Origin of the sequence: Veillonella sp. ACP1 (assembly GCF_000286635.1) — a bacterium.
Lineage (GTDB): Bacteria > Bacillota > Negativicutes > Veillonellales > Veillonellaceae > Veillonella > Veillonella atypica.
This window is the reverse complement of record NZ_ALKL01000024.1, coordinates 139,819-165,088: the sequence shown is the minus strand read 5'-3', so window position 1 is coordinate 165,088 and position 25,270 is coordinate 139,819. Positions and strand designations below refer to the sequence as shown.

Annotated in this window: 27 protein-coding genes and 1 tRNA gene; 4 read left to right on the top strand and 24 right to left on the bottom strand. The window is 39.7% G+C overall.

The features are described 5' to 3' along the window. Positions 1 to 91: 91 nt before the first annotated feature. Positions 92 to 355 carry a type II toxin-antitoxin system RelE/ParE family toxin gene (locus tag HMPREF1151_RS08915; protein WP_005375480.1) on the bottom strand — a complete coding sequence of 88 codons (264 nt, stop codon included), beginning with the start codon at positions 353 to 355 and terminating at the stop codon, positions 92 to 94. A 3-nt stretch (positions 356 to 358) separates the two neighbouring features. Next, positions 359 to 583, bottom strand: a complete 225-nt coding sequence (gene relB / locus HMPREF1151_RS08910) for a type II toxin-antitoxin system RelB family antitoxin (protein ID WP_005375493.1) — start codon at positions 581 to 583, stop codon at positions 359 to 361. Positions 584 to 765: 182 nt separating this feature from the next. Here relB and HMPREF1151_RS08905 point away from each other — a divergent pair, with 182 nt between their 5' ends. Further along, on the top strand, positions 766 to 1,944 hold the full coding sequence (locus HMPREF1151_RS08905; protein WP_009661868.1) for an MFS transporter: 1,179 nt from the start codon (positions 766 to 768) through the stop codon (positions 1,942 to 1,944). 80 nt (positions 1,945 to 2,024) lie between these two features. On the opposite strand, the gene HMPREF1151_RS08900 is transcribed toward HMPREF1151_RS08905, so the two are convergent. Beyond that, positions 2,025 to 3,269 carry a M20 family metallo-hydrolase gene (locus tag HMPREF1151_RS08900; RefSeq protein WP_009661761.1) on the bottom strand — a complete coding sequence of 415 codons (1,245 nt, stop codon included), beginning with the start codon at positions 3,267 to 3,269 and terminating at the stop codon, positions 2,025 to 2,027. Between the two features lie 156 nt (positions 3,270 to 3,425). On the opposite strand from HMPREF1151_RS08900, the gene HMPREF1151_RS08895 reads away from it, so the two are divergent. Both HMPREF1151_RS08895 and HMPREF1151_RS08890 read left to right on the top strand, forming a co-directional pair. After that, positions 3,426 to 3,614: a hypothetical protein gene (locus HMPREF1151_RS08895; RefSeq protein ID WP_005381626.1), complete on the top strand. Its 189-nt coding sequence runs from the start codon at positions 3,426 to 3,428 to the stop codon at positions 3,612 to 3,614. Then, complete coding sequence (locus tag HMPREF1151_RS08890; protein WP_005381617.1) at positions 3,607 to 4,218, top strand: Fic family protein; 612 nt, start codon at positions 3,607 to 3,609, stop codon at positions 4,216 to 4,218. The genes HMPREF1151_RS08895 and HMPREF1151_RS08890 overlap by 8 nt, the downstream gene beginning before the upstream one ends. A 72-nt stretch (positions 4,219 to 4,290) precedes the next feature. Here HMPREF1151_RS08890 and HMPREF1151_RS08885 read toward each other — a convergent pair whose 3' ends face one another. From HMPREF1151_RS08885 to HMPREF1151_RS08810, 16 genes are all read right to left on the bottom strand, one after another. Further along, on the bottom strand, positions 4,291 to 5,232 hold the full coding sequence (locus HMPREF1151_RS08885) for a DMT family transporter (protein WP_009661778.1): 942 nt from the start codon (positions 5,230 to 5,232) through the stop codon (positions 4,291 to 4,293). 45 nt (positions 5,233 to 5,277) lie between these two features. Next, positions 5,278 to 6,183, bottom strand: a complete 906-nt coding sequence (locus tag HMPREF1151_RS08880) for a DMT family transporter (RefSeq protein ID WP_009661859.1) — start codon at positions 6,181 to 6,183, stop codon at positions 5,278 to 5,280. Position 6,184: 1 nt separating this feature from the next. Then, positions 6,185 to 6,661 (bottom strand): YhcH/YjgK/YiaL family protein, encoded by a 477-nt coding sequence (locus HMPREF1151_RS08875; protein ID WP_009661808.1) that lies wholly within the window; start codon positions 6,659 to 6,661, stop codon positions 6,185 to 6,187. Positions 6,662 to 6,952: 291 nt separating this feature from the next. Then, the gene (gene fusA, locus HMPREF1151_RS08870; RefSeq protein ID WP_009661833.1) at positions 6,953 to 9,019 is read right to left on the bottom strand and encodes an elongation factor G; all 2,067 of its coding nucleotides are present in this window, start codon (positions 9,017 to 9,019) and stop codon (positions 6,953 to 6,955) included. A 123-nt stretch (positions 9,020 to 9,142) separates the two neighbouring features. Beyond that, positions 9,143 to 9,808, bottom strand: a complete 666-nt coding sequence (locus HMPREF1151_RS08865) for a hypothetical protein (RefSeq protein WP_009661794.1) — start codon at positions 9,806 to 9,808, stop codon at positions 9,143 to 9,145. Between the two features lie 121 nt (positions 9,809 to 9,929). Then, entirely contained in the window at positions 9,930 to 11,066 is a 1,137-nt protein-coding gene (hydE, locus tag HMPREF1151_RS08860; protein WP_232198027.1) for a [FeFe] hydrogenase H-cluster radical SAM maturase HydE, read from the bottom strand. After that, complete coding sequence (locus HMPREF1151_RS08855; protein WP_009661711.1) at positions 11,053 to 11,778, bottom strand: YaaA family protein; 726 nt, start codon at positions 11,776 to 11,778, stop codon at positions 11,053 to 11,055. The genes hydE and HMPREF1151_RS08855 overlap by 14 nt, the downstream gene beginning before the upstream one ends. Further along, complete coding sequence (locus HMPREF1151_RS08850; RefSeq protein ID WP_009661791.1) at positions 11,756 to 12,367, bottom strand: hypothetical protein; 612 nt, start codon at positions 12,365 to 12,367, stop codon at positions 11,756 to 11,758. Before HMPREF1151_RS08850 ends, HMPREF1151_RS08855 begins: the two co-directional genes overlap by 23 nt. Before the next feature lie 187 nt (positions 12,368 to 12,554). Then, positions 12,555 to 13,814 (bottom strand): Nramp family divalent metal transporter, encoded by a 1,260-nt coding sequence (locus tag HMPREF1151_RS08845; protein WP_009661856.1) that lies wholly within the window; start codon positions 13,812 to 13,814, stop codon positions 12,555 to 12,557. 18 nt (positions 13,815 to 13,832) lie between these two features. Further along, on the bottom strand, positions 13,833 to 14,567 hold the full coding sequence (locus HMPREF1151_RS08840) for a hypothetical protein (protein WP_009661818.1): 735 nt from the start codon (positions 14,565 to 14,567) through the stop codon (positions 13,833 to 13,835). Positions 14,568 to 14,701: 134 nt separating this feature from the next. After that, positions 14,702 to 14,792, bottom strand: a tRNA-Ser gene (locus tag HMPREF1151_RS08835). A gap of 50 nt (positions 14,793 to 14,842) precedes the next feature. Further along, entirely contained in the window at positions 14,843 to 15,277 is a 435-nt protein-coding gene (locus HMPREF1151_RS08830) for a DNA starvation/stationary phase protection protein (RefSeq protein ID WP_009661701.1), read from the bottom strand. A 246-nt stretch (positions 15,278 to 15,523) separates the two neighbouring features. Next, complete coding sequence (gene epsC / locus HMPREF1151_RS08825) at positions 15,524 to 16,135, bottom strand: serine O-acetyltransferase EpsC (RefSeq protein WP_009661741.1); 612 nt, start codon at positions 16,133 to 16,135, stop codon at positions 15,524 to 15,526. A 228-nt stretch (positions 16,136 to 16,363) separates the two neighbouring features. Continuing rightward, entirely contained in the window at positions 16,364 to 17,167 is an 804-nt protein-coding gene (locus HMPREF1151_RS08820) for a hypothetical protein (protein WP_009661848.1), read from the bottom strand. Position 17,168: 1 nt separating this feature from the next. Further along, on the bottom strand, positions 17,169 to 17,666 hold the full coding sequence (gene queF / locus HMPREF1151_RS08815) for a preQ(1) synthase (RefSeq protein ID WP_005375471.1): 498 nt from the start codon (positions 17,664 to 17,666) through the stop codon (positions 17,169 to 17,171). A 138-nt stretch (positions 17,667 to 17,804) separates the two neighbouring features. Further along, a complete protein-coding gene (locus HMPREF1151_RS08810; protein ID WP_009661858.1) occupies positions 17,805 to 18,206 on the bottom strand; it encodes a hypothetical protein in 402 nt (133 codons plus the stop codon). 241 nt (positions 18,207 to 18,447) lie between these two features. Here HMPREF1151_RS08810 and HMPREF1151_RS08805 point away from each other — a divergent pair, with 241 nt between their 5' ends. Further along, positions 18,448 to 19,161 carry a copper amine oxidase N-terminal domain-containing protein gene (locus tag HMPREF1151_RS08805; protein ID WP_009661861.1) on the top strand — a complete coding sequence of 238 codons (714 nt, stop codon included), beginning with the start codon at positions 18,448 to 18,450 and terminating at the stop codon, positions 19,159 to 19,161. 97 nt (positions 19,162 to 19,258) lie between these two features. On the opposite strand, the gene HMPREF1151_RS08800 is transcribed toward HMPREF1151_RS08805, so the two are convergent. The 5 genes from HMPREF1151_RS08800 to HMPREF1151_RS08780 all read right to left on the bottom strand — a co-directional run bounded on the left by HMPREF1151_RS08800 (position 19,259) and on the right by HMPREF1151_RS08780 (position 25,117). After that, entirely contained in the window at positions 19,259 to 19,612 is a 354-nt protein-coding gene (locus HMPREF1151_RS08800; protein ID WP_009661717.1) for a hypothetical protein, read from the bottom strand. Positions 19,613 to 19,722: 110 nt separating this feature from the next. After that, on the bottom strand, positions 19,723 to 21,345 hold the full coding sequence (locus HMPREF1151_RS08795; RefSeq protein WP_038141573.1) for a membrane biogenesis protein AsmA: 1,623 nt from the start codon (positions 21,343 to 21,345) through the stop codon (positions 19,723 to 19,725). Further along, positions 21,335 to 21,697, bottom strand: coding sequence for a P-II family nitrogen regulator (locus HMPREF1151_RS08790; protein WP_005375366.1), 363 nt, complete (start codon positions 21,695 to 21,697; stop codon positions 21,335 to 21,337). Before HMPREF1151_RS08790 ends, HMPREF1151_RS08795 begins: the two co-directional genes overlap by 11 nt. A 72-nt stretch (positions 21,698 to 21,769) precedes the next feature. Beyond that, positions 21,770 to 23,044, bottom strand: coding sequence for an ammonium transporter (locus HMPREF1151_RS08785; RefSeq protein ID WP_009661792.1), 1,275 nt, complete (start codon positions 23,042 to 23,044; stop codon positions 21,770 to 21,772). A gap of 240 nt (positions 23,045 to 23,284) precedes the next feature. Continuing rightward, positions 23,285 to 25,117 (bottom strand): carbon starvation protein A, encoded by a 1,833-nt coding sequence (locus tag HMPREF1151_RS08780; protein WP_009661740.1) that lies wholly within the window; start codon positions 25,115 to 25,117, stop codon positions 23,285 to 23,287. Between the last annotated feature and the right edge of the window lie 153 nt (positions 25,118 to 25,270).

The window sequence follows — 25,270 nt, the reverse complement described above, 5'->3', positions numbered from 1 at the left end:
TTTTAGGCGAGTATAAAATTATAATCTGATTATAATGTTTCTATAGAATGAAAGTCAAGAAAAATCTCAACTAACATTATAATTTCTAAACTTATTTGTAGATTTCTTTCCTATGTGCTACTTCAAATAAAAAGATAACAAGTTTATCATCTTGAATATCTGCAAAGAGCCGATAATCCCCTACACGATAGCGCCAAACACCTTTAAGATTGCCTTTTAATGGTTTTCCATGTATTCTCGGATCAACACAATCAACAAGGTTCTTAACAACCCAGTTTTTTATAACTCGTACTACCGGTTTATCTAACTTCTTCAATTCTTTTAATGCCGAATCAGTAAATATAACCTCGTACATGTTCTATACCCCCAGTTCTTTCCAAACTTCCTCATGGGAGTAGTGTTTTTCTTTATTAATCCGATTACGAGCCCTCAAAATACGCTTTTCATCTAGTGCTAAGTCATCTTCAATTTTATCAAACACGACTTGTCTAATGAACGATGAAATATTTAAGTTATGTGCGGCTAAATAGGTTTGTAATAGTTTTTCTTCATCTGAACTAATACGTAATGAAATCGTTGCCATATGCTCACCTCCAAAATCATAGTATTAAATTAATTCTATCCACTCTCTTTAATCCGTATTACTTGTATTACAATTATATCTGATTATATATTATTTTTCTAATATTTATAATGCATAACAAGTTATATCACGTTATACTATAAATTACATACTAGTATTCATTTATCGATTTAGGAGTTTTTATGGAAACGTGGAAACGAACGGTATACATCAGTTTAGTCTGTGTATTCTGTACATCCTTTGGGGTTAGCCAATTAGGTCCAATTCTCCCCCTCTATTTTCATGATCTAGGTGTCAACACACCAGAAGGGATGTCCTTATGGTCTGGCTTAGCTACAGGGATTACATTTCTTATTGTTTGCTTGGCTGCACCATTTTGGGGCCGTCTTGCAGATAGAAAAGGGCGCAAAATTACATTAATTCGTTCTAGCTTTGGTATGGCTCTCTGTAATGTATTAATCGCCTTTCAAACAACGCCAGAAGGGGTTGTTTTAATTCGATTAATCCAAGGTTTAGTCAGTGGTTTTTACTCGGCAAGCATTACATTAATTGCCTCAGAATCACCAATTGAACGGACTGGCTGGGCTTTAGGTCTATTGGCATCGGCCAATCTAGCAGGATCGCTCATTGGACCGTTATTAGGCGGATACATTGCAGATACTGTAGGTATTCGCAATGATTTTATCATCGTCGGCATCCTCATGGGCTTAGCAGGTGTATTAGCCACATCATTTATCCATGAAAACTATGTACCAAAGCCTAATATAGAAAAACTTTCTATTAGTAAATTAAAGGAACAAATTCCTGAATTCAGTAGTATCGTAGCACTATGTGTGGCCTCCTTTATCTATGCTATCTGCATCATGTCCTTACAACCTGTTATCTCCGTATATATTAAGGGCATTGTACCGAGCAATACCGAGAATTTAGCATTTATTGCAGGTGCCGTATTCTCTGCTATGGGGATTGCTCAACTTATGAGTAGTTCACCTTTAGGGAAACTCGTCGATAAGGTAGGGCCACGAAAGGTTCTCGTCGTGTCGCTTATCTATGTAGGTTTATTCAACATTCCTCAAGCGTATGTAACGGACGTTTACCAGCTCGCATTCATTAGATTCCTACAGGGCTTTGGTTTAGGCGGTATGCTTCCTGCATTAAATACATATCTATCCTCCAAAACACCTAGAGAATTTACGGGACAAGTTTTCTCCTATAACCAATCTTGTTTGTTCTTTGGCTATTTCCTTGGTGCCATCGGTGGCTCTAGTCTTATGGCTCTACTAGGTTTCACTACACTATTCTGGGTAAGTGGTGGATTATTCATCCTCAGTGCCCTATGGATTGCCTTTAAACTAAAATAATTCATATAACAAAACCTTCAACATATGAGAATAGATGTTATAACTACATCGACGATCATCATTGTTGAAGGTTTTTTATATTAATCTAAGGCATTGCCAACTAGACTTATATTCTTTATCACATTTTCTAATACTTCTGCACCGGCTACTATATCATCTATAGCAGCAAACTCTGCTGAATTATGACTAATTCCATCACGGCAAGGAATAAATATCATTCCGGTAGGCGCCACCTCAGCCCAATGCATCGCATCATGGCCAGCTCCGCTAGGCATAATCATGTATTCTAACTGTAGAGATGCAACGGCTCTTTCAATCTCCTTAACCATAAGCGGATGCATAGATACTGGATGGTCCGTTGAAATAGGCTCAATAGTATAAGATAGACCTCTTTTTTCTGCAATAACATCGATTAATTCTTTAATAAGAAATACTACAGAATCTCGAGCTACCTTTGAAATACTTCGAATGTCTACTCCTAGTTTTACAGCTCCAGGGATCACATTCATAGCACCAGGCACCACTTTGGCAATACCAACAGTACCTACCACAGGTGGCTCCTCTTGCATCGACGTTACCTCTTCAATGCCGAGGATGATTTTTGAAGCACCACACAATGCATCATGACGTAAATTCATCGGCGTAGCGCCACTATGATCTGCATTACCACGAATAGTTACATAAAACCGTTCCGGTCCGGCAATACCAGATACAATGCCAATCTGTTTCTGTTCATGTTCTAACACTTTGCCTTGTTCAATATGTATTTCTATGAAAGCTTTCACAGGCCTATTATATGCCATACTTTCAATAGCATCAGGATTCAAATTACGACCTTTCAATGCATCGTATAAGGTTATACCTTGTGTATCGACTAATCGATGCAAATCATTTACTGTCAATTTGCCACGCATAGCCTTACTCCCCAAAGTAGCGGCGCCAAATCGACTAGATTCTTCACACATAAAATCTACTACTGCAATGGTATGTTCCTGTTCAAAACCATCGTCTATCATGCTACGCACTGCTTCAATGGCTGATAAAACGCCAACTACACCATCATAATTGCCGCCATTAGGTACACTATCTGTATGAGATCCAACCATTACAACTGGTAAATCAGGATTTGTACCAACCTTATAACCGATAACATTACCAAATCCATCTATCTCTACATCAAGGCCCGCATCATTCATGCAATCTATAATATATTGACGCCCTTCCCAATCTGCATCGCTGAAAGCAAGGCGATTAACGCCTTCTCCAAGCCCAGTTAATTGTGCCATAGCATCAAAGTCTTTTTGTAAACGTTCTTTTTGTATCATATGTAGCCTCATATACTAAATACCATCATATAGCTTACTATCTGTTCCTATACATTTTACTATAGGAATAGATATCTAAATAGTCAACCAAGTGAGGTATGTATATAAAATTAAAAGACTAACTATGATATAATAGTAGTAATAAAGGAGGTACCTATGACGTTAAATGTAAGCAAAGAAAAACTCACTATTTTAGATGTACAATTTGACAACTTTGAAGACTTTGATGCAGTTTGGTATGCCATAGGTTCATCTATGATTGAGGACTTTATACCTACTACTGAATCTGTTCTAGAATTAAAAAACTACGTTGTAAATAGAAGGAAGGAACTACAAATTGGCTAAAAACCAATACGAAGGTTACCAATATATAGATTTAGATAATCTCTATACCTATAAAAACTCAACGGTTTTAATAAATAAACAAAATATTCTAGACCCTAAATCAGCCAAAAATAATGAGCATCTACACGTATCAAAGCGGCTTGCAGATTTATACATACAGCCTATTTTAGTATATTCCACTGATGATATACAAAAAATTCATAAATATCTTTTCCAAGACGTTTATTCTTGGGCAGGACAATATAGAAGAGTTAATATATCTAAAAGTGGAAATCCTTTTATGTCGATTCAATCATTTAACTCTGCCGCGGAATATATAAACGATTTGCTCAATACATATCATCAAAAGGCCAACACAAAAGAATGTATTATTCGCTCACTAGCTAAAATTTTAGATTCGCTAAACTTCTTTCACCCCTTCAGAGAAGGGAATGGTCGAACACAACGCGAAGTAATTCGAGCACTTGCCATATCAAAAGGATATCGAGCACAAATCCGCGTTTCCGATAATGACATCATATATAATACCTACATGGACGGTACGGTATATGGAGACTTACAAAAACTAGAGAATTTATTTGAATTGATATTAGAGAAAATATGATATATTACCTCTATAACAATAAAACACATATGCCACGATAATTAACTATCGAGCATATGTGTTTTTCTATGTCTATATTATTTCTTTCTTATTTAGTTTCTCTAATACATCTCTCTTAATTTGTCGTTGTCTATCCCAAGCAATGATGAACACTGTGGCGATGATACAAATCATACCAAAGATGCCCACTAAAGTGAATTCATTGCCTAAAAGGGCCCATCCAAATAATGCGGCCGAGATTGGTTCTAAGGATGAAAGAATCGATCCTTGTACGGCACCGATGCGACGTACACCTTCGATATACGCATTAAAGGATACAACTGTACCGAGTATGATAATCGTAAACAAACCAACCCAAGTCATACCATCCCAAATAGCTTCTGATGCCACTTGACGGAATACGATACACGCCAAAATGCCAGATATAAACATCCCAAAGCCAACGATGGATGATGTACTGTATTTTTTTAAGAGTTCAATAGGTTCCAATGTGTAAACACAAATACTCGCCGCAGAAATGAGGCCCCAAAACAAAGCATCCCCATTAAATGCAGATAGATTTAGCCCCTTTTGCATGATAATACACACCGTACCAATCATAGCGAGGGCCACACAGTATAATTCTGGTAAGGATGGCTTTTTAAAATATCGTATAAACAGATAAATAATGAGCAACGTCGGTGCTACATATTGTAATACAGTAGCCACACCTACACCTGAAATGGCGATGGCTTTAAAGTACGAGTACTGTGCCAACGCAATGCCCAATAAACCGAATATGAGGAGTTTACCAAAGTCTTTTGGATGTTTAAATATATCAAAAATGCGTATCCCATCCTGCATATAGGCGAGTAGAATTGTTAATAAACCTGCTAAAAGTAACCGCATTTCTAACAGCCACTCTACATTTAAATGCTTTGCATTTTCGAGGAATTGCACCGATGTACCTGAAAGCCCCCAAAATAGTGCCCCCATAATGGCAAGGCCCATGCCTATCCACTGTTTTTCGTCCATACGCCCTCCACATAAGGATTGATGAGTATTACAAAGAGTTAGGCCTTAAGATGATTGGCCTCGTTTTTCTAAGGCAATAATAATAACAGTAGCAATAATCATAGCCATCCCTAGAATACCAATCCAGTTAAATTGATTGCCCAACAACGCCCATCCAAAGAAAGCTGCCGAAATCGGTTCGATGGATGACAAAATCGATCCTGGGACGGCACCAATGCGTTTAACCCCTTCAAGGTACGCATTAAATGACACAATGGTGCCAAGAAAGACTACATTAAAGCAGCCTACTACAGTCCATGCATCCCACGTCGCATACGAATGGGGTTGATGGAAAAGTGCAGCTGCCACGAGACCACTGAGGAGCATACCAAAGCCTACAATAGGAATTGTCCCATAGGTTGCTAATAATCGTACAGGGGAAACACTATATACTGCTACACCCACAGCAGATAGTAAGCCCCAGAATAATACATCACTGCGGAAGCTTTCAAAAGAAAAGCCATTATTACCCATCAAGCAAATGGTGCCTGCTAAGGCAAGGATAACGGATATGATTTCTCCAGTCGAAGGCCGTTTGCCATAACGCACCAGCAAATAAATGATAATCATGGACGGTGCCAGGTATTGTAGCACCGTTGCAATGCCTGCACCAGCTATGACGATGGAACGGAAATAGGTGTATTGGCACAGCGCCATACCAAATACGCCGAATACGATGAGTCCTAATGTATCTCTCCAATTATGAAATACATTAAAAATCGCATTGCCTTGACGAATCCATCCATATAGAACGGTAAAAAGGCCGGCCGTAATAAGACGCATCGTCAAAAGCCATTCTAGGTTCATATTGCGGAAATTACCTACGAATTGAACGGATGTGCCTGACACGCCCCATAAGGTGGCGCCTAATAATGTTAATATAATACCGATAATTTCATATCGTTTCATCATGTTACTCACCTAATAGAGACACATGCACCTTTACAACAACCTTGCGAATTTTTATAGGCTTATCGTCAACCGCTAAAAGAGGGCGATGAATATCCGATGGGAAAAATACCGTATAATACCCTTCTGGACAGTGGATGTGCCCTTCATCGACAGATTCATTAGGATAGAAACAGCAATCTCGTTCAGGATAAGATTCAATCGGTTTTACACGACCACGATCTACAAAAAAGCCCATATTCTCTTCACCCTTTACCATAAACTGTATATCTATATAATTTTTATGAGATTCTGGTTTTGTAGTTTCAAATAATTTTGTTTCTACATCATCTACATTGGCGTACATCATATCACCTTCTATGGCATGACGACCTCCAGGTAATGCTTGTAAATCAGTGTTTTTTAAGAAATCAAGAGCTCGAACAATGGCTGCGGGATAGCCCATTTTTGTATAATCTGCATGTATACTGGAGAAAAACATAACTATATCCTTTCTGTAAGAACCATACTATATAGACATACTATATTCAAATACAATATCAATATGATCTTTATACCCTTATCGTAGCACATAAAAAGCTTAGCTTCCACATAGGATTACATAAATATAAACCCTCCATACGCTACATATATGGAGGGTTTGTAAAATACTATTCAGTTTTATGACTTACGTCAAGACTGTTATACATATGAAGTTGTCTATGAAATTGTATATGTAGTTGTTACTTACATGTTAATTCATATTAGAATTAACTACGTGGACAATTTTATATTACTCTTTTTCCTTAAAAGCAGCGATAATCTCATCGGCTTGCTTATGAGGAACCTCTTCATAACTATAGAACTGACGATTAAATACGCCTTGTCCTTGTGTCATAGAGCGCAAAACAGTAACATAATCTGACATTTCTGCCAACGGTACTTGCGCTTTAACAACAGATATACCAGTTCTTTCACTTTGTTCCATGCCTAATACGCGACCTCGACGACTATTTAAATCGCCCATGATATCACCCATGAAAGCATCTGGTGCAAACACGTTAACTTCATAGATTGGTTCTAATAGGACTGGTTTCGCCTTTGGAATTACATCCTTGATAGCCTGTGACGTAGCTACTTTAAATGCTAACTCTGAGGAGTCTACACTATGGTAAGATCCATCCAAGAGTGTCACTTGCACGCCAATCATAGGATATCCCGCAATTAAGCCTTTATCTAGGGTTTCTTTGGCACCCTTTTCCACTGCTGGTATATATTGTCTTGGTACAGCACCACCAAAAATCTTGTCTACAAAGGCAAATTCTTGACCATCATATAATGGATCAACTTGAATTTTAACATGTCCATATTGACCATGACCGCCACTTTGTTTTTTATATTTCGATTCTGTTTCTGCAGATCCTTTAATTGTTTCACGGTATGGAATATATGGTGTTACAAGTTTCGCTTGTACGCCGTATTTACGGTCCATCTTGTTAAGGATATGTTCTAAGTGCACTTCGCCCATACAGTCAATTTGCAATTGGCGAGCTTCCGGATTTTTCACAACTACACAAGTTGGATCTTCTTCGGCTACTTTTAACACAGCACTAGCTAATTTTTCCTCTTCACCTTTTTTCACAGCTTCCATAGCTACGGTATATAAAGGTTGAGGGAAACGAATCGCATCGTACTTCACCTTAAAATCAAGAGCTGTTAAGGTATCGCCTGTTTTTGCATTAGCTAATTTCGGTATCACTACGATATCGCCAGCTTTTGCGGCAGTCACTGGAATTTGTTGCTTCCCGATAAGGGTAACCATCTTATTCCATTTTTCCTCAGTTCCTTGATTAACGTTGAACAGCTTATCACCTTCTTTGAGTTCACCAGAGAAGATGCGTACAAAGCTTTGTTTGCCTGCGAATGGGTCAAGCAAGGTTTTAAACACGAATGCGGTTAGGGGTTTATCCACATGCACCACAACTGGTTCACCAGTGTCTGCTGATTCAGCAGTCATCACTTTTTTGGCTGCATCTGGCATATACCGAATCATTCTGTCTAATACTTGATCTAAGCCAATACGGGATGTGGCACTGCCACACATGATTGGACACACACGGCCTGTAATCATCCCTTCGCGTAGACCTTGACGAATTTCTTCTAATGAAAGTTCTTCGCCTTCTAAATATTTTTCCAACAATTCATCGCTACCTTCAGCCGCGGCCTCTACGGTCATTTCCCGTATTTCTTGGGCCTTTTCGATAAGATGAGCCGGTACAGCAATCTCTGTTGGTTGGCCGTCTTTGTAAGTAAACGCAGTCATTTTGGCTACGTCTATCACGCCTTCAAAATTGGCACCTTCGCCAATTGGAATTTGGAGCGGCATAATTGCCTTACCAAATAGTTCACGCATACGTTCAATAGTACCGAAGAAGTCAGCACCATCAACGTCCATTTTATTGATAAATGCCATACGTGGCATTTGTAATTCAACAGCATAATCCCAAGCGCGCACCGTATCTGTTTCAACGCCAGTTGTAGCAGATAATACCATTAACATGCCATCACAAGCACGCAATGCGGCACGAACTTCACCATGGAATTCATTGTAGCCCGGTGTATCAATAAAGTTAACCTTATGGTCATGCCATTCACAAGGGGCCATACCCAATTGAATCGTTACATTCCGTTTAATCTCTTCTGGCTCAAAGTCCATAATATGTTTGTTATCTTGACCACGGCCAACAAAATCAACAGCACCAGAGGTTAATAACAAGGATTCTACTAAAGCAGTTTTCCCTGCCCCATCATGGGACACCACAGCTACATTACGAATCTGATCACTACTATATTCTTTCATCGGAATCGCCTCCTTATGTGAAACTTTGAGTTCTTGATATATGATTTCGACGTAATAATATAAAAATCCTCTTTTTCCGAAAAAATATTTATCGAAAAAAGAGGATTTTTTATAATAATGAAATTATCGACCCACTAATGATGCACAGCCACCAAGAAGAGCCATGAAAATAAGCGTGATAACGATGAAGATAACAGATGTTACGATGCCGGCTATGAATACTTTCATCTTAGTCAGCATAGTTTGTCTTGCCATTAATTCAAGGCCTACCCAAATAGATAAAACAAAAATTACTAGAGAGCCTAAACTAGAAATAAGGTTGGCTAATGTAGAACTGCCGAACAAACCACCGAAGATAGCCATTAAAATGAAAACAATTGTATACACACAAGTACACAATAATACTTCATAACCTTGTAGATACCATTGCACTTTCATAACAGACTGTACATCGTCAGTACCGCCCATTTTTACAGCTACCCAGTTAAATACATAGGAGCCGACAGCCACCATAACAAAGGACCAAATGATACTAGCAATATAGGCTAAAATGAAGAAGAAGCCTACGCCAGCCCCAAGGAGCATGCCCATAGCAGAAAATTCGCTTCTAGGAAGCAAAGGGAGCAACAAGGCCCCAAATAAGCCCATCAAAATGTAAGGAATAGCCCATAAGAGCGCCGTTCCTAAGAAGCCCTTTTTCAATGTACCATACTGTACGACTTGATCGATACCGCCCTTAAATGGTTGGGTCAGTAGATTCCAAAAATCAGAATACCATTTTGTTTCCATAAAATCACCTCATATAATAAAACAAAATAAACTATGTTTTTATTATATATGGATTTTATTTATCTTTCTACATAAATATAACAATTATAAATATTTTAATCGATAATCTATGTCAGTGTAGTTAAAACGACCCAGTCCGCTTACCGTAATGCTTGGAATCCCCATTTTGCTTCCACCCAACAGTATCGCCGATGGACATAACGCGACGCGTCAAGCAGTCTTTACATTTATCGGCATTATCATCCACGCATGGTTTATTATCATATAGCAAATATTTGGCACGGTGTTCAGGGATGGTAATGATAGGCATCAAAATATTAGCCCCTGCAGCAAGGCCTTTTTCGCGGCCCAATGGGTCCAATGCTTGTAACGCCGTGGTAGCTGCTATATTTACGTCTTTTAAGAATAGACGCGTTAAGGCAATCATCTTGAGCCCTAGTTGAATACGGCGCAATTTACCAGCTTCATCATCGATTCCCATTGCTAACGCCTCTTGGCCTAATGGCGTATCATGATGTACCACATAGGGTCCCATGCCGATCATATCGATATCCATATCACGGTAGAACAAGATATCATTTACAAGGTCTTCCTCTGTTTGACCCGGCAAACCAATCATAACACCTGTACCTACTTGGAAGCCTACGCGGCGCAAACGGCGTAAACATTCAACGCGAGTTTCAAAGGAATGTAGTTCATCGCGAGGATGAATTTTGTGATATAGCTCTTTATTCGTCGTTTCAATGCGCAATAGATAGCGGCTAGCACCCGCTTCACGCATACGACGGTACGCTTCTTCACTTTGCTCCCCTACGCACATCGTAATACCTAGAGAACCATCGCCGATAGCTTTGATGTCGCGGATAAGATCGACTACATAATCGACGAATACGTCATCACAGCGTTCCCCAGATTGTAGCGTAATAGAACCATATTCATGGTCATAAGCCCACTGCGCCATCTTGATGATATCTTCACGATTCATATCAAAGCGTTCCGTCTTATCATTTTCGCGGCGAATGCCGCAGTAATTACAGTTTTTGATGCATCGGTTCGAGAACTCGATGAGGCCACGATAGTACGCTACAGTCTTTACATATTTCGCCTTCACTTCATAAGCCTTTTTATATATTAACTGCAACTGTTCTTCATCAGTTACAGACATGAGAAATCTTAGCTCATCCTCTGTTAGCCATTCATCGCCAACGAGATCTTTTGCGAGAATATCTTGCACTTGCAAACAATCACTTCCTTTCATAACGAACCGTCATCGATTCGCTTGGTATGGTAATGGACTCAATATCTGTAGAGCAGATAAATCCATTAATTTCACGCGGCAAATCACGCACATGCCTCACTTGTTTCGTTAAACATGCATGAGCCATCATGCCACGACTCATTTTAGAGGACGTACTCATCTGTTTATATGTGTCGCCTCGTAATTCCCAAAATTCAATGGTTACCACCTTTGGATGATTCACCATTTTCGCATATTCTTTAGACGCTAGGTTTAGAATCCAATCTTCCTTGTGAAAGTATGCATCCACCGCTTCACGCCAAGTTTCATATAGATTCATGCCCACCTTATCGACCATATCTAATCGATAATCTCTAACGCCCATCGTAGGCTCTACAACGCCATATAACGCAGACATTATAACCAGGTGATTTTTGCCAAAGTTCTTAGCCTCATCAGATAGTCCTGTCCAATCCAAGTATTTAAAAGCAATACCATCGTAGCTTTCACAAGCAAAACCTACAGGATGAGACTCAAACTCTTGATAGAAATCAAAGAGCACCTGCGCCTTATCTTCCTTTAGTTTTAAAGCCTTGCCAAGTGCTGCTACGTCGAGAGATTGTACATGTTTTACAATCTCTTGAGTAATATGAGGCTGGAATTGACCATCACAGACCGCAATTGCAGTATCAGGAATCGTTTTGGTCTTACTAGGAGAGAGGACGATTTTCATGGGATAATTCCGCCTTGATGCTTTCCTCTGTCAAATTGTCGATAAGATCTGGGTTCCACAACATGAGAGGGACTGCCACAACGTGACTTGCTTTCATTTCTTTACATAATTTAACGCATTCTGCCAAATAAGGTGATTCATTATCGTGAATATCGCAGATGATAACTACATGGCGGCCTTTTAGATTAACCCCTTCGTAATCGATGCTTTCACCAGACACGGTAAGCAAACCTGTTTCTAAACGACCTTCGCTCATATCATTTACGCGAGACATTAAAATATGCTCAAGCATTGTGGATACAGGTGTTACAACAGGGCCTGTACCAACGAGTGCCTCTGGTTGAGCATGAACGATAACGGTTTTCTTGCGTTTGTCCGTTCTAAACTCCATAAGTGCATGTTCTAATGCGGAGAAGAACACAAATAATTGCCAAGGGTCTAGAGATCCTGTTTGGAACATATCGATAATAGCGCCATCCTCTTCAATGTTAAGACGCGCTAATAATTCTTCTGCAATGTCGTGAACAACCTCTTTATAATCAGATTGTAATGGTGCATTTAATTCATTCATATCTTTTTCTGTTGCCATGAAATCCTCCCAAAAACATATATAAACTGCTATAGTAGCAAATTAAATTCTATTCTTTATTGTACCATATTTCACAGGCTTATACGTTACTACAACTACATTTCATAAATCTATTTGGTTCTGGTTCTAAACAAAATAAAATACCGCCTATTTCTGTGAAAGCTTTCGCAAAAACAAGCGGTATATATTAGCCTATAACTAATAAGTAAATATTCATCAATGTTACGATAATACCAATGCCCCAAAGAATAATCCCCGTAAATCGGCGGTTCGTATAAGCGCCCATAACACGACGACTACTCGTCATATATAGTTGTAAGAATATGGTAATCGGCAACTGTAAACTCAAGAACATTTGCGAAACGAGCAAGGCTTGAAAGGAATCCGTAATAAACAGGATCAATAATAGTGCAGGAATATATGTTAACCCCAATCCTAAACGACTATGAAAGTCCTTCATATCATAGGACTCGCCAAACATGCCCGCAAATATGCTCGCCCCAGCCATACCAGCTGTCGCCGATGATGCAAGGCCGGCAAACAGCAAGGCCAATGCAAAGATGGTACCTGCAGCAGGTCCAATTAAAGGTCTCAATAATTCCTCAGCCTGTTCTAATTCGGTAACAGCAATGCCATGACTAAAAAATACGGCCGCCGCTAGTATAATCATGGCGGAGTTAATCATACAACCAATGCCCATAGATAATAATGTATCTACGAATTCATAGCGCAACTGGCGATGCATAATCTCCTTATCTTGTCGATTGAACTGACGACTTTGGATAACCTCGGAGTGCAAAAACAAATTATGAGGCATAACGACGGCCCCTAAAATGCTCAGGATAACGAGCATCGATTCGTTAGGTATGCTCGGATTGACCCAGCCAATACCCGCTGCAGCCCAATTAACATCGACCATATTGACCTCCACAAGGTAGGCCAATGCGATAAGAGATACAAACCCAGCTATGATACGTTCTAATTTACTATAGGAGTTTGTAATGAGCATAATTGTGCATACGATAGCCGTTAATACGCTACCGATAACGAGAGGGATGCCGAACAGCATCTTCAATGCAATGGCAGCGCCAATAAATTCCGCCAGCGCCGTGGCTACGGCTGCAATCCCCGCTGTACTGAGCACCGTACGAGATAACCATTTCGGTAAGAATTCATAAGCACATTCTGCTAAACATTGCCCCCGTACAATGCCTAGATGGGCCACATTATGCTGCAATAAGATAAGCATAAGTGTAGATAATGTTACAACCCATAGCAATTCATAACCATAGCTAGCACCAGCTGCTAAGTTAGCCGCCCAGTTACCGGGGTCGATAAATCCGACGGTTACAATAATACCCGGTCCGATATATTTAAATACTTCACTAACATGTTGTTTGCCATTCTGATGGACGGTAAACAACTTATTTTTAAGAAAATTAATCATGTTATTCCCTTATAGGGATTATAGAGTGAACGTCATTTCTGTTTGCACACGTGCATCTGCTTTAGATTTACCATCCTTGGAACCTGTATAGCGAATACGAACATCACCGTTAGTCTTTACACGAGAATCATCAATCTTGAATTTCTTCATTTTTTCCTTAATTTGTTCATCTGTTAACGCCCGTTCTTTTGGCTTAGCCACTTCATCAGTGGCCGCATCGAGAGATTCCTGTTGTTTTTCGGATACCTTTACATCTTTACCAGATTTCTTAACGCGTTTTTCATCTAATTTTTGACGGCGTTCTTCGGTGAGTTTCTTATCTCGTTCAATGCGATAATCCATGACATCACGCATGTTTTCTTGGTAAATACGCAACGCAAATTGACGATCATTGTCGTTCATTTGTTCCCGTTTTTCTACGACTTCGTCAAGCAAGGGCATCAACTCATCCTTTGTATAGCTAGTGCTATCATCGAATGTAAATCCATGTGTGTCCGTAATGGCCCCATGTTTTACCAGTGTCTTCAACGCCTTATAGGTCCAATCATTTGGTGTAATAAGGTTAGCACTACCAGGATGTGCAGCAGATACTACCTTAACATCATCAGTACTCATACCATCTACCACGGGACGGGCACTAGGAATTGCAAAGTCTTCCGCATGTGCCACCCCAAAAGATGCCACTAAACAAAGAGCACCCACACCAAGAGCGCGACGAATCATTGTTAATCGACGTGTATATTGTGTATTCATAAATGTCTCCTTAAATTAAATTTTATACAATTTATTATAAGCAATTAGATATGAATACGTCAACTCTATCCCCTTTCCTTACACTGTATAGTTAATAAAAAAGACCTCACATCAGACGATGTGAGGTCTCAGCATGGCGGAGGATTAGGGATTCGAACCCTAGCGACGGTAACCCGCCCTAACGATTTAGCAAACCGTCCTCTTCAGCCTCTTGAGTAATCCTCCATGCTTTACTGGGTAATCATATCATACCCAGTAAGGCGTTGTCAATTGAATTATTTCAACATAGATTCAATGAACCAAATTTGTTTTACATAATACTCAATGTGGTCTTCCATCATGTTGGAAAGCAAGAAATTATCTTCTTCACCAGCTGCTTCACGGATAGCAGACGCTTGATCTTTCATATATTTGAAGTCATGAAGTAAAATTTCGATAACTTTATGTTGAGGAATATCTTCTTGACCTAATTCACCGATTTTTGCCAATTTAGCATATTCAACAGAGTTTACCAATGGGAATTCACCTTGCATTTTTACATGTTCAGCTACTGCATCAAAATATTCAAAGGCTTCATCATAAATGGATTCCAAGTATTCATGGATAGATTTGAATTGTGGACCAGTTACATTGAAATGAAGATTGTGTAATTTTACATTCCATACGGAAAGATCTGCTAAATATTGATTTACTTGTTGTACGTTTTTCATAATAATTACTCCTTTTTCATTTAATTCTCAATTATAATTTATCCTAATATAGGACAAATCTTGTCGGCTTCTAAACCTGTTATTTATTTATGTAATTTGTAATCAATATTGATTACATAATTATATTAACAATAATGATTTTCCTTGTCAATAACTTTATCGATTTTTTCAATGATTTTTTTATGAAACAAAAAACCTCTTACCATCAGATATGCATCTAACAGCAAGAGGTCTAAGCCAGTCTATTTATATATAGTATTCTATGTAGTTTTCAGGATATGGGCTATCATTCGATGCACCATTTTTATTCTTTCGTCTAGGTTTCCGAACATACATATTTTCCGGATCTGTTTCAAAGATAACCATATCTTTCGGAATATCGTGTTTTATAACTAGATTACAACCGATTTTAGTGCGCGCTCCAATCGTAATATCCCCTAAAATTTTTGTACCTGTACCAATGAGAACATCATCTTCAATGGTGGGATGGCGTTTTGTTTTCTTAGAGGACATACCGCCCAATGTTACTTGGTGGAACAATGTCACATTATCTCCGACGATGGCCGTTTCACCGATAACAACGCCCATACCATGGTCAATAAATAAGCCTCGACCAATGGTAGCTCCCGGATGAATCTCAATGCCTGTTACATGACGAGAATGAAGTGCTATACGGCGTGCCAATGTAGGCCACCCCGCCTTATAGAGGCGATGCGCAAAGAAATGCCAGAACAAAGCCGTAATATGAGGATATGTCCATATAACCATCCATACATTAGTGGCCGCTGGGTCAGAATCCATGACGCGTTTAATATTATATTGAATTTTGCCCCATAACTCGCGCAAACCTTGCATCATAAGTACTCCATATCTACGTTCATTACACGAACAGTGTGTCTATCAAAAATATAACGCCCTTGGATACTCCCAAGGGCGTAAGTCACGGTTTTAATAATTACCAAACTATACACTGGGTATAATCATTTGTACACTCTATAAATATATTCCTACTCTAACACCTAGGAATATATCTGTCAAGAATTTTGAGGGTCTTTAAAGCCCGCAGTTTATAGGAAATAACTGAGTTTATCGTATATTTCCAAGCGTGCTAATCACCGAATCCCACGTAATAGGTACCGTCATAATGGCGACGGCAATTCCTATCCATAAAAGACTGCCCACGATAACTATAAGTCTAGAGAACACAAACTGAAAAGCCCTACTATTACCATATAAGATGATGTTCTTTCCTTCATGCAATACAATATGGCCCCATAAAAAGCCAGCCAAGGTATACGTTAAAATATGTGGATCTAATATCAAATAAGAAACCACATCTGGCATATGCTCTTTTCTAGATATAATTGGTGAAAGCAAGCCATTCACTTCAACGGCCCAAAGTTTATACCAGAATAACATCAATATGGCAGGCCACATAGAACGCCATGTCATCCATAAAACATAACAATAATTTACCAACGCCCCTGCTACTTGATTATGATGCTTGTGTATATATCGTTCCATCCGCGACTCTGAACCATAACCTTGCTCAATTTGCCAATAGTGAAACTGTACATTTCGTTCCCCATGTGTAAAATCTACGAATCCCAAGGTTTGTAGTAGGACGAGAGCAAATATAACAATGGTAACGAGCTGAAACCATTCACTAAACAGCCAGCTAGACGGCACCATACTGTCTGTTACAGTAATGTCGATGCGCAATACTAATAGTATCAACGCTATATAAGCACTCCATCGTGTCCATCGGCTGTATGTATGTAATGAACTATGACTACCAACGACGAGCGCTGCTGGATGCAAAGACAATAATAGGCCAAATACAAAGCAAAATATGATTGCCGAGATGACAGCTATAAATTCGTAATTCATCTTAACGATACGCTACGCGTTCAGGCTGCATATCATGGAAATGAAGGCGCTCTTTCGCCGTCTTTTCCCACTCTGTACCAGGCTTGCCGTAATTTGCATATGGATCGATGGACAAACCACCGCGCGGTGTAAACTTGCCCCATACTTCGATGTACTTAGGTTCCATCAACTTAATCAAATCCTTCATGATAATATTAATGCAGTCCTCATGAAAGTCCCCGTGATTGCGGAAACTAAATAGATATAATTTCAAAGATTTGGACTCAACCATTTTCTTATCTGGCACATAAGAAATATAGATGGTCGCAAAGTCTGGTTGCCCTGTCATAGGGCACAAGCTAGTGAACTCAGGACAATTAAACTTAACGAAATAATCGTTATCAGGGTGTTTGTTATCAAACGCCTCTAACACCTGTGGTGCATAATCAGTAGGATAATCGGTCTTGTGACCTAACATCGTTACGCCTTGTAACTCTTTTTCAGATCTGCCGGATGCCATAAGGAACCTCTTTCTATAAAATAATATAATATATGGGGCAATTCATGCGATACTTAATTATATCATAGGGGGTTCAACCTCATTATATTTACGCTTCTATATACGTAATTAATTGTTTAAGATGTTCTAAAATAATGATTATATTGATCTCCAAAGATTAATACCACCAATAGTAAACGCGATTAGTTTTATCAATATACCACTTTCAACTTGTATGCCCCAACCAATAAAACAAATACCTATAATTATACTTGATATACGGGTAAAATAACTTGTTTTACTATATTTCAATAAACGTATAGCCTTTTTTATACCTTCCCCAAACCGTCCTTCCTTTATATATCTATAAATGACTTTTATTTCCCCAAAATTTAGATATATAAATACCGCATTAATAGCCCCAAAACAGACTATAGCATCTATCTTACGATACGAACCATTTCCTAACTGAACTAGTGAGTATACAAGAGCCACATCCAATAAAAAAAGAACAACAAACATATATATAGCTTTAAAAAAATTTTTATTGTTAGAAGACATTCCTACTTCTCTCTTGACTCTAATCTTCACCCTATATGCACTAGTAATTTTATATACATCATTAGGATAACATAGTTGATTTTTTTAGCAAAGTATATGTCTATGACTCCTACAAAACAAACTATTAACTTATTCTAGCTTAATTTAAATTGCATGAAATTAAAGTTTATAATAAAATATTCATATACATCTGGTAATATTAATATATTCAAAACAATATAACACCTTATGGAGGTCCCTTATGAAACTAAAACAGCTTATTTTATCTAGCATCGCTCTAGGTGCGTTAGCTTTCACAGTAGGCATGGCACAACCAGCACATGCAGCAATCGGCATGGAAACACCAGCGCCAGCTCAAAATTTAGAAAAACCTGCATCTGTAACGACACAACATCACATCAATGTAGATGGCAAGGTATTAGAACCTGTAAAAGACCATCAAAACGTGGCCTATGTAGATGGCCAACCGCTCGTAGCATTGCGCCAAGTATCGGAAGCGTTAGGCTATAAGGTAGCGTGGGACGCACCAACAAAAACTGCATTGGTAGACATGAGCATTGCTACACTAGCCATCCAACCAGATCAAGCGCAAATCGTAAGAAAAGGCAAATTGCAAATCATCAACCTTGATACATCTGAATCTATGCTTCCTACACCGCGCATGATAGATGGTCAATTATTCGTAAGTCCTAGCGCATTCAAATTACTATTGAATGACGTAAAAATTACGAAGGATGAAATTTTCATTGCTCCACAACGGGCGCAACTAGCATCCACAACCAATACGAACGGGCCTCACAAAAATGAAATCAGTACATTCTTGCCACCATCAGATAATACGTCTGCCAAGGTAGAAACGAGTTCTAAAGTGGAATCCAACACAAAATCCGCTGCAAAGGACGAACCTCTTATCAAGGTTAAACATACACAAACAACTGACAAAAACACAAAATAATAATATAAACAGTAAAGCCCTTCGGACGCAACCGAAGGGCTTTTGTATATGCAACAACGGCGGTTCCAATAAGGACCGCCGTTTTGTTTATCCCCTATTATTTAAATAGAGTGTTAAACAAGTTTTGCAACAAGGAAAGCAAAGAGCTAAGAATATCTTGTGCTGTTTTATCTGTATTATTTGTAGTATTAGCTGTTGTTACAGAACCAGCCGTTTTAGTAGGCTCTACTGTTGTTGTAGTTTTAGCAGCAGGAGCTGGTGTAACTGTAGTGGCTACAGGTTCCACAGGTGCTCTACCAGTAGATGGTGTAGGTGTCAAAACTGGTGGGCGAATAGAATCAGTATATTTATAGCCATAAGATGCGTTAGCTGGTTGTGCTGTAAATGCTACAACGCCTAAAGCCATAACAGACGCCATAAGTGTTATAGATAATTTTTTAGCTTTTCTCATAAGAAACCTCCTAATAAAACACATATATAATCCACTATGTTATCAAATGTTTTGATAACATTTCGCATTTTATACTTAGGAGATAAGCTGAACATGAAAATTTTCAAACTTCATCGAATCTTAATCGATTTCAAGCTATCGGATAAGCCTTTAATTGATTCTTTGGCATCATCTAAAACGCCTTTTGCATCACTTGGTGGTTTGATATCTACTTGATTCATCGATTGACTATTACCTTGAGCGCGTTTCATATTCTGATTTGCCTGCGCCATGTCATTTTTTATACCATCCATCGTATGCCCAAGCTCGCCAAATGTACTTTCATCATAAATGGCAAAATTACTCCCCCCATTGGATGTAATATTCAATGGCCCCAATGTTAATTCGCCATTATCGATATGCAATGCATCCGTTGAGATAGTTGTTACCGATGTATGTACTTTCACATCAAAGAACGATAAATGACGTCCTTGATTGTGAAAGCGTCCCGTAATAGATTGTATAGGAATGAGTATGTAACGACCTGTACCAGATGTAAAATCGCCCCACGCCACCATATCTTTAGGCTGTCCCTTACTTGAGAAGTTAAGGTTCGCCGATACAGGAACAGCAAAATCCGGTGTTTTTAGGGCCATGCTACTATCTAGATCCGTGGCAACCCCCGTTAATTCATAGGCCCTCGTATCTAGATTATATACACCTTTAGCCTTTAACTTACCGCCAAATACATTCGCATATACCTCTTTAAAATCCAGTATGCCATCTTGATAGGTCACATCGCCTACCACATTTTCAAAGGTTAGTGCAGGGATTCTAAGAATTGGCATGGTAACACGTCCCGATGCAAAGGGCCGATTAATATCCCCCGTCACTGCTGTCAGCAAGGTCATCTTATCGTGAATACTATCACCAAATCCTAAGGATGCCGGATCTACGCCATAAATATTTAGATTCATATTCAGCGTAGGCATACGATGCTTAAGTACATCTTTTAGATCGATACGGCCTTCCAATGTGAGGCCATCCCCAATGGCGGTGCCTCCGAATTTACCAGTTGTTAGATTCATGCGAATGGCACGATTTGTATCGATATCAAATCGAGCATTAACATTATTCATCACATAATGTCGATTCTTTTGGAATATTTCCAATTGGCAGTCTGAAAGCTTCACAATCGCATCAATATGTTGACCATTCCAGTTAAAGTTACGCACCTTTTTCCCTAGCTCTTCTTGACGTTCTAGCGTCGTTTTTTTAGGTGCTTTAGGTCGCTGTTCTACTTCAGATAAGGGTTTATTAATATCAGGAGAAGCAGGCACAAAATCGACCCGATTATCGTCATCTAAATCTACTACAATGACCGCATCATTTAATTCTATGCCTCGTATGGCAGATGCCTTAAAATTACGAGTAATCACATCCCACATATTAACGCGTATCTTACCGGAAGGTACGGTCATCAACTGATGTCCATCGTCATCAGCCCATTGCAAATCCTCAAAGGATATGGTCCCCCATGGGGTGGCGCTCAGGCTAGCGACGGTAATAGTCCCTCGCATCATGGTCTGACGTGCTATTACCTCATTAAAAATAACACCCATGCCTCGACTCGCAATAGTAGCTAAGATGGAGATAATGACTACCGTAATTCCAATAAATGCAATGATGCCTAGTATACCTCGCTTATATAGTTGTATATATTTGCTCCAGTACGAGCGAAATTTAAGCCTCATCGTCAGTAACGGCCTTCGTACCGCGCGTACCGGTTCTAATCCGCATGGAATCTTCTACGTCGTACACGAAAATCTTACCGTCCCCTACTTCGCCAGTTTGCAAGGTATCACGCGCCGTATCCATCACAAGATCAACAGGCACGTCACATACAACTGTTTCAACCTTCACCATTGGCACGAGATTAACCGCATACTCTTGCCCACGATAGACCTCGGTATGACCTTTTTGCAATCCACAGCCAAACACTTGGGACACCGTCATCCCTTGAATGCCAATGCGGTTTAAGGCTTCTTTTAAATCTTCTAATTGCTCTGCCCGAGCAATGATATCCACTTTCTTCATCCGTTTCATAGTATCACCTCATCTGCGTTTTCATTACATCTATTGTACCATCTGTGAAAGCTAGCTTTCACCAAAAACAATTTATACCAAGGAATGTTGGTCAGAGGTAATAAAACGTCCACTGCTCTTAAATTCAGATTGATTATATGCACCTTCACCATGTTCACTAATGTCGATGCCCAAAGATTCGGCACTAATGCTAACGCGCATATCCATAAAGTAGCTAACCACCTTGAAGATGACAACTGTGCCAATAATAGCAAGGGCAATGGCTACGACGAGAGAAATCAATTGAGGAATGAGCAAGTTACCACCATAGAACAATCCATCTGCGCCATCAGGATTTACACTAACCGTAGCAAATAAACCGGTAGCAATGGCCCCCCACATACCACCTACACCGTGGATACCAAAGGCATCAAGAGAATCATCATAGCCAAACTTGCTCTTTAAAATAGCGACGGCCACATAGCAACAGATGGCGCCGATAAAGCCGATTGGAATCGCCGCTACAGGTGTTACAAAACCAGCTGCTGGCGTAATCGCAACAAGGCCCGATACGCCGCCAGATACAGCGCCTAACACGGTCGGTTTACCACGGTGATATCGTTCTACCAATACCCAACCAACGATACCGATAGCAGCAGACATTTGCGTCGTCAACACTGCATTTGCCGCTAACGGACCAGCCCCTAGAGCAGAACCGGCATTGAAGCCGAACCAACCAAACCATAACATGGCACCGCCGAGGACGGTCATTGGTAAGTGATGTGGTAACATTGGCATACGCCCATAACCACGGCGACGACCTAAAAGCAAACAAAGTACGAGACCTGATACACCAGATAATACATGGATAACGAGACCGCCTGCAAAGTCGAGTGCCCCTAAATTAGCGAGAAATCCACCGCCCCATACCCAATGAGCCATAGGATTATAAATGAGTACGGACCAAATCACAGCGAATACAACAAAGGGTGCAAAACGCATACGTCCCGTAATAGAACCGCTCATAATGGCTGGTGTGATAATAGCAAACATACATTGAAATGCAATAAATGCCATTTCTGGAATATTCGCACCTTCCATGATGCTATTCTCTGTGCCCATAAGACCAATTTTATTGAGGCTACCAATAATACCATGTACATCGTCACCAAAGATCAATGTGTAGCCTATGAGCATAAATTCTACAGAAATCACACCGATTAGAAAGAAGCTCTGCATGATAGTGCTAAGTACGTTTTTACTCCGTGCCATACCTCCATAAAATAAGGCAAGCCCTGGTGTCATGAAAAACACCATAGCAGCCGCTATGAGTATCCATGCTGTATTACCTGTATCGATACCTATCATAATAGACTCCTTTCATAAAAAAAGCACCTAGTCTCAGAATATTCTGAAAACTAGGCACCGTTACCTAACTATTTTATTGTTGAAATACATCTTTACTTACATCCTATAGCATTTCTAACTATATGTCAATAAATTCTATAGAATATATGAAATGACAAATGTATCTTAATTGACACTCAAACAAATAGAACACGCACCCACTAATGTGAGTGCGTGTTCGTATAGTATAGCAAATCAGAATTATGCTTTTACTTCTTTACCGTATTTCACAAGGCTTTCAGCTTCAATTTCAGCTTGTGTACGATAATCTTGAGGCATGCTAGACAAGCGAATCCAGCTGCGTACAGCCTCTACCAATACAATGAGGATCATGAGGAACATAGCAGCACTGAACGCTACTAGGATCCATTTACCAGCAGGAATGTAGCTGTTAAATACGTTTTCAAAGTCTGCAGCGATAGCCACGATAGCCATTAGAATACAAGGAATACCTGTAACCCATGCATAACGTTTGCGGCCAAGTCGCATAATAACGGTAGTACTTACGGCCAATGTCATAGTACCTAATAATTGGTTAGATACGCCGAATAGAGGCCAGATAATACCGATGTTACCTTGTAGAACTAGATAGCCCCACAAAATACAAATCAAAGCTGCACAACCATATACGCCAGGAGCCCAGTGTTGGTCGTTGAATTTAGGATGGAAATGACCTAATAGTTCTTGAAGCAAATAACGACCTACGCGAGTACCAGCATCGATCAAAGTCATGATAAACAAGGCTTCGAACATGATACAGAAGTGATACCAGTAACCCAACAAGTGATCCATATTAGGCAATTTAGAGAAGATATGAGCCATACCTACTGCAAGGGATACAGCGCCACCAGGACGGTGCATCAAGTCTTCACCAACCATTGCAGACAATGCTGGTAATTCATGAACTTGAAGGCCGAGCGCTTTAAAGGATTCTACTGTGGAGTTAATAGCAAAGTAATCGTCTGGATGTAATGCAGTGGCTGCAATCAACGCCATCATAGCGATGAAGCCTTCTGTTAACATCGCACCATAACCGATAGGTAAGATTTCTCTTTCATTAGTAAGCATTTTAGGTGTTGTACCTGTAGCAATTACTGTATGGAAACCAGATAACGCACCACATGCGATAGTAATGAAGATGTAAGGGAATACAGAACCTTTCAATACAGGACCGCCGCCCCAGATGTAAGGGGTAACAGCTGGCATTTGAATTTCAGGCATTACGATGATAATACCAAGAGCCAATGCGCCGATTGTACCGATTTTAAGGTATGTGGACAAGTAGTCACGAGGAGCAAGCAATAACCATACTGGCAATGCTGCTGCAAAGAAGCCATAGACTGCAAGCATGATTTCGATGGTTTGCAAATCATATGTAAACCAAGAAGCATATTCGCTAGCCGCTACGTTTGGACCGTAGATGATAGCTGCGAAGATCAATGCTACACCAATAACAGTTGCTTCTTGAATTTTACCAGGACGCAACCATTTCAAATAAATACCAATGAAAATAGCGATTGGGATTGTAGCAAATACGGAGAAGAAACCCCAAGGGGAGTTATGCAATGCGTTGGCTACTACTACGGCCATACCAGCAAGTGTGATAATCAATAGGAACAATGTAGCAAGCATAGCACCGAAACCAGCAAATTTACTGATTTCTTCGCGGGCAATATCCGCGATGGATTTGCCATCATAACGAACGGACGCAAATAAGATAACCATGTCATGCACAGCACCGGCGAGTACGGAACCAATGAGAATCCATAATGCGCCAGGCAAATACCCGAATTGAGCTGCGATAACAGGACCTACAAGAGGACCTGCACCAGCAATCGCTGCAAAGTGATGACCAAATGTTACCCATTTGTTTGTTGGCACGTAATCGTGACCATCATTGTGGACCATAGCCGGCGTTGGACGATACTGATCAAGTGTCAGCACCTTGGCCGCTATGAAAGCCCCATAAAAGCGGTACGCTAAAATTAGAATACACGCGGAGGCTATAACTAAGTAAATACCATTCATAACCATAAAAACACCTCCAATGTACGTGACATCGGAGGTGCCGAATAAACATTTCTAATAAAATTAGGTCTCCAATGCCACTTTAGCTTATAAATTGATGAGTACTTACATACTCATTGTATATCTAAACAAAAATATGTCAATTTACACTTTCTCATT

Excerpts from the sequence above, each read along its gene's own strand:
- HMPREF1151_RS08830 (WP_009661701.1), bottom strand. The coding sequence starts at position 15,277 with ATGAAAAACGTACAACAAGTAAATCAATATTTAGCAGATCTTTCCGTA.
- relB (WP_005375493.1), bottom strand. The coding sequence starts at position 583 with ATGGCAACGATTTCATTACGTATTAGTTCAGATGAAGAAAAACTATTA.
- hydE (WP_232198027.1), bottom strand. The coding sequence starts at position 11,066 with ATGAAAGGAAGTGATTGTTTGCAAGTGCAAGATATTCTCGCAAAAGAT.
- HMPREF1151_RS08850 (WP_009661791.1), bottom strand. The coding sequence starts at position 12,367 with ATGGCAACAGAAAAAGATATGAATGAATTAAATGCACCATTACAATCT.
- HMPREF1151_RS08805 (WP_009661861.1), top strand. The coding sequence starts at position 18,448 with ATGAAACTAAAACAGCTTATTTTATCTAGCATCGCTCTAGGTGCGTTA.
- HMPREF1151_RS08820 (WP_009661848.1), bottom strand. The coding sequence starts at position 17,167 with ATGAATTACGAATTTATAGCTGTCATCTCGGCAATCATATTTTGCTTT.
- HMPREF1151_RS08855 (WP_009661711.1), bottom strand. The coding sequence starts at position 11,778 with ATGAAAATCGTCCTCTCTCCTAGTAAGACCAAAACGATTCCTGATACT.
- queF (WP_005375471.1), bottom strand. The coding sequence starts at position 17,666 with ATGGCATCCGGCAGATCTGAAAAAGAGTTACAAGGCGTAACGATGTTA.
- HMPREF1151_RS08865 (WP_009661794.1), bottom strand. The coding sequence starts at position 9,808 with ATGGAAACAAAATGGTATTCTGATTTTTGGAATCTACTGACCCAACCA.
- HMPREF1151_RS08800 (WP_009661717.1), bottom strand. The coding sequence starts at position 19,612 with ATGAGAAAAGCTAAAAAATTATCTATAACACTTATGGCGTCTGTTATG.
- HMPREF1151_RS08845 (WP_009661856.1), bottom strand. The coding sequence starts at position 13,814 with ATGATTAATTTTCTTAAAAATAAGTTGTTTACCGTCCATCAGAATGGC.
- HMPREF1151_RS08780 (WP_009661740.1), bottom strand. The coding sequence starts at position 25,117 with ATGGTTATGAATGGTATTTACTTAGTTATAGCCTCCGCGTGTATTCTA.
- HMPREF1151_RS08795 (WP_038141573.1), bottom strand. The coding sequence starts at position 21,345 with ATGAGGCTTAAATTTCGCTCGTACTGGAGCAAATATATACAACTATAT.
- HMPREF1151_RS08810 (WP_009661858.1), bottom strand. The coding sequence starts at position 18,206 with ATGTCTTCTAACAATAAAAATTTTTTTAAAGCTATATATATGTTTGTT.
- epsC (WP_009661741.1), bottom strand. The coding sequence starts at position 16,135 with ATGATGCAAGGTTTGCGCGAGTTATGGGGCAAAATTCAATATAATATT.
- HMPREF1151_RS08885 (WP_009661778.1), bottom strand. The coding sequence starts at position 5,232 with ATGGACGAAAAACAGTGGATAGGCATGGGCCTTGCCATTATGGGGGCA.
- HMPREF1151_RS08785 (WP_009661792.1), bottom strand. The coding sequence starts at position 23,044 with ATGATAGGTATCGATACAGGTAATACAGCATGGATACTCATAGCGGCT.
- HMPREF1151_RS08915 (WP_005375480.1), bottom strand. The coding sequence starts at position 355 with ATGTACGAGGTTATATTTACTGATTCGGCATTAAAAGAATTGAAGAAG.
- HMPREF1151_RS08880 (WP_009661859.1), bottom strand. The coding sequence starts at position 6,183 with ATGATGAAACGATATGAAATTATCGGTATTATATTAACATTATTAGGC.
- HMPREF1151_RS08905 (WP_009661868.1), top strand. The coding sequence starts at position 766 with ATGGAAACGTGGAAACGAACGGTATACATCAGTTTAGTCTGTGTATTC.
- HMPREF1151_RS08875 (WP_009661808.1), bottom strand. The coding sequence starts at position 6,661 with ATGTTTTTCTCCAGTATACATGCAGATTATACAAAAATGGGCTATCCC.
- HMPREF1151_RS08790 (WP_005375366.1), bottom strand. The coding sequence starts at position 21,697 with ATGAAACGGATGAAGAAAGTGGATATCATTGCTCGGGCAGAGCAATTA.
- HMPREF1151_RS08895 (WP_005381626.1), top strand. The coding sequence starts at position 3,426 with ATGACGTTAAATGTAAGCAAAGAAAAACTCACTATTTTAGATGTACAA.
- HMPREF1151_RS08900 (WP_009661761.1), bottom strand. The coding sequence starts at position 3,269 with ATGATACAAAAAGAACGTTTACAAAAAGACTTTGATGCTATGGCACAA.
- fusA (WP_009661833.1), bottom strand. The coding sequence starts at position 9,019 with ATGAAAGAATATAGTAGTGATCAGATTCGTAATGTAGCTGTGGTGTCC.
- HMPREF1151_RS08840 (WP_009661818.1), bottom strand. The coding sequence starts at position 14,567 with ATGAATACACAATATACACGTCGATTAACAATGATTCGTCGCGCTCTT.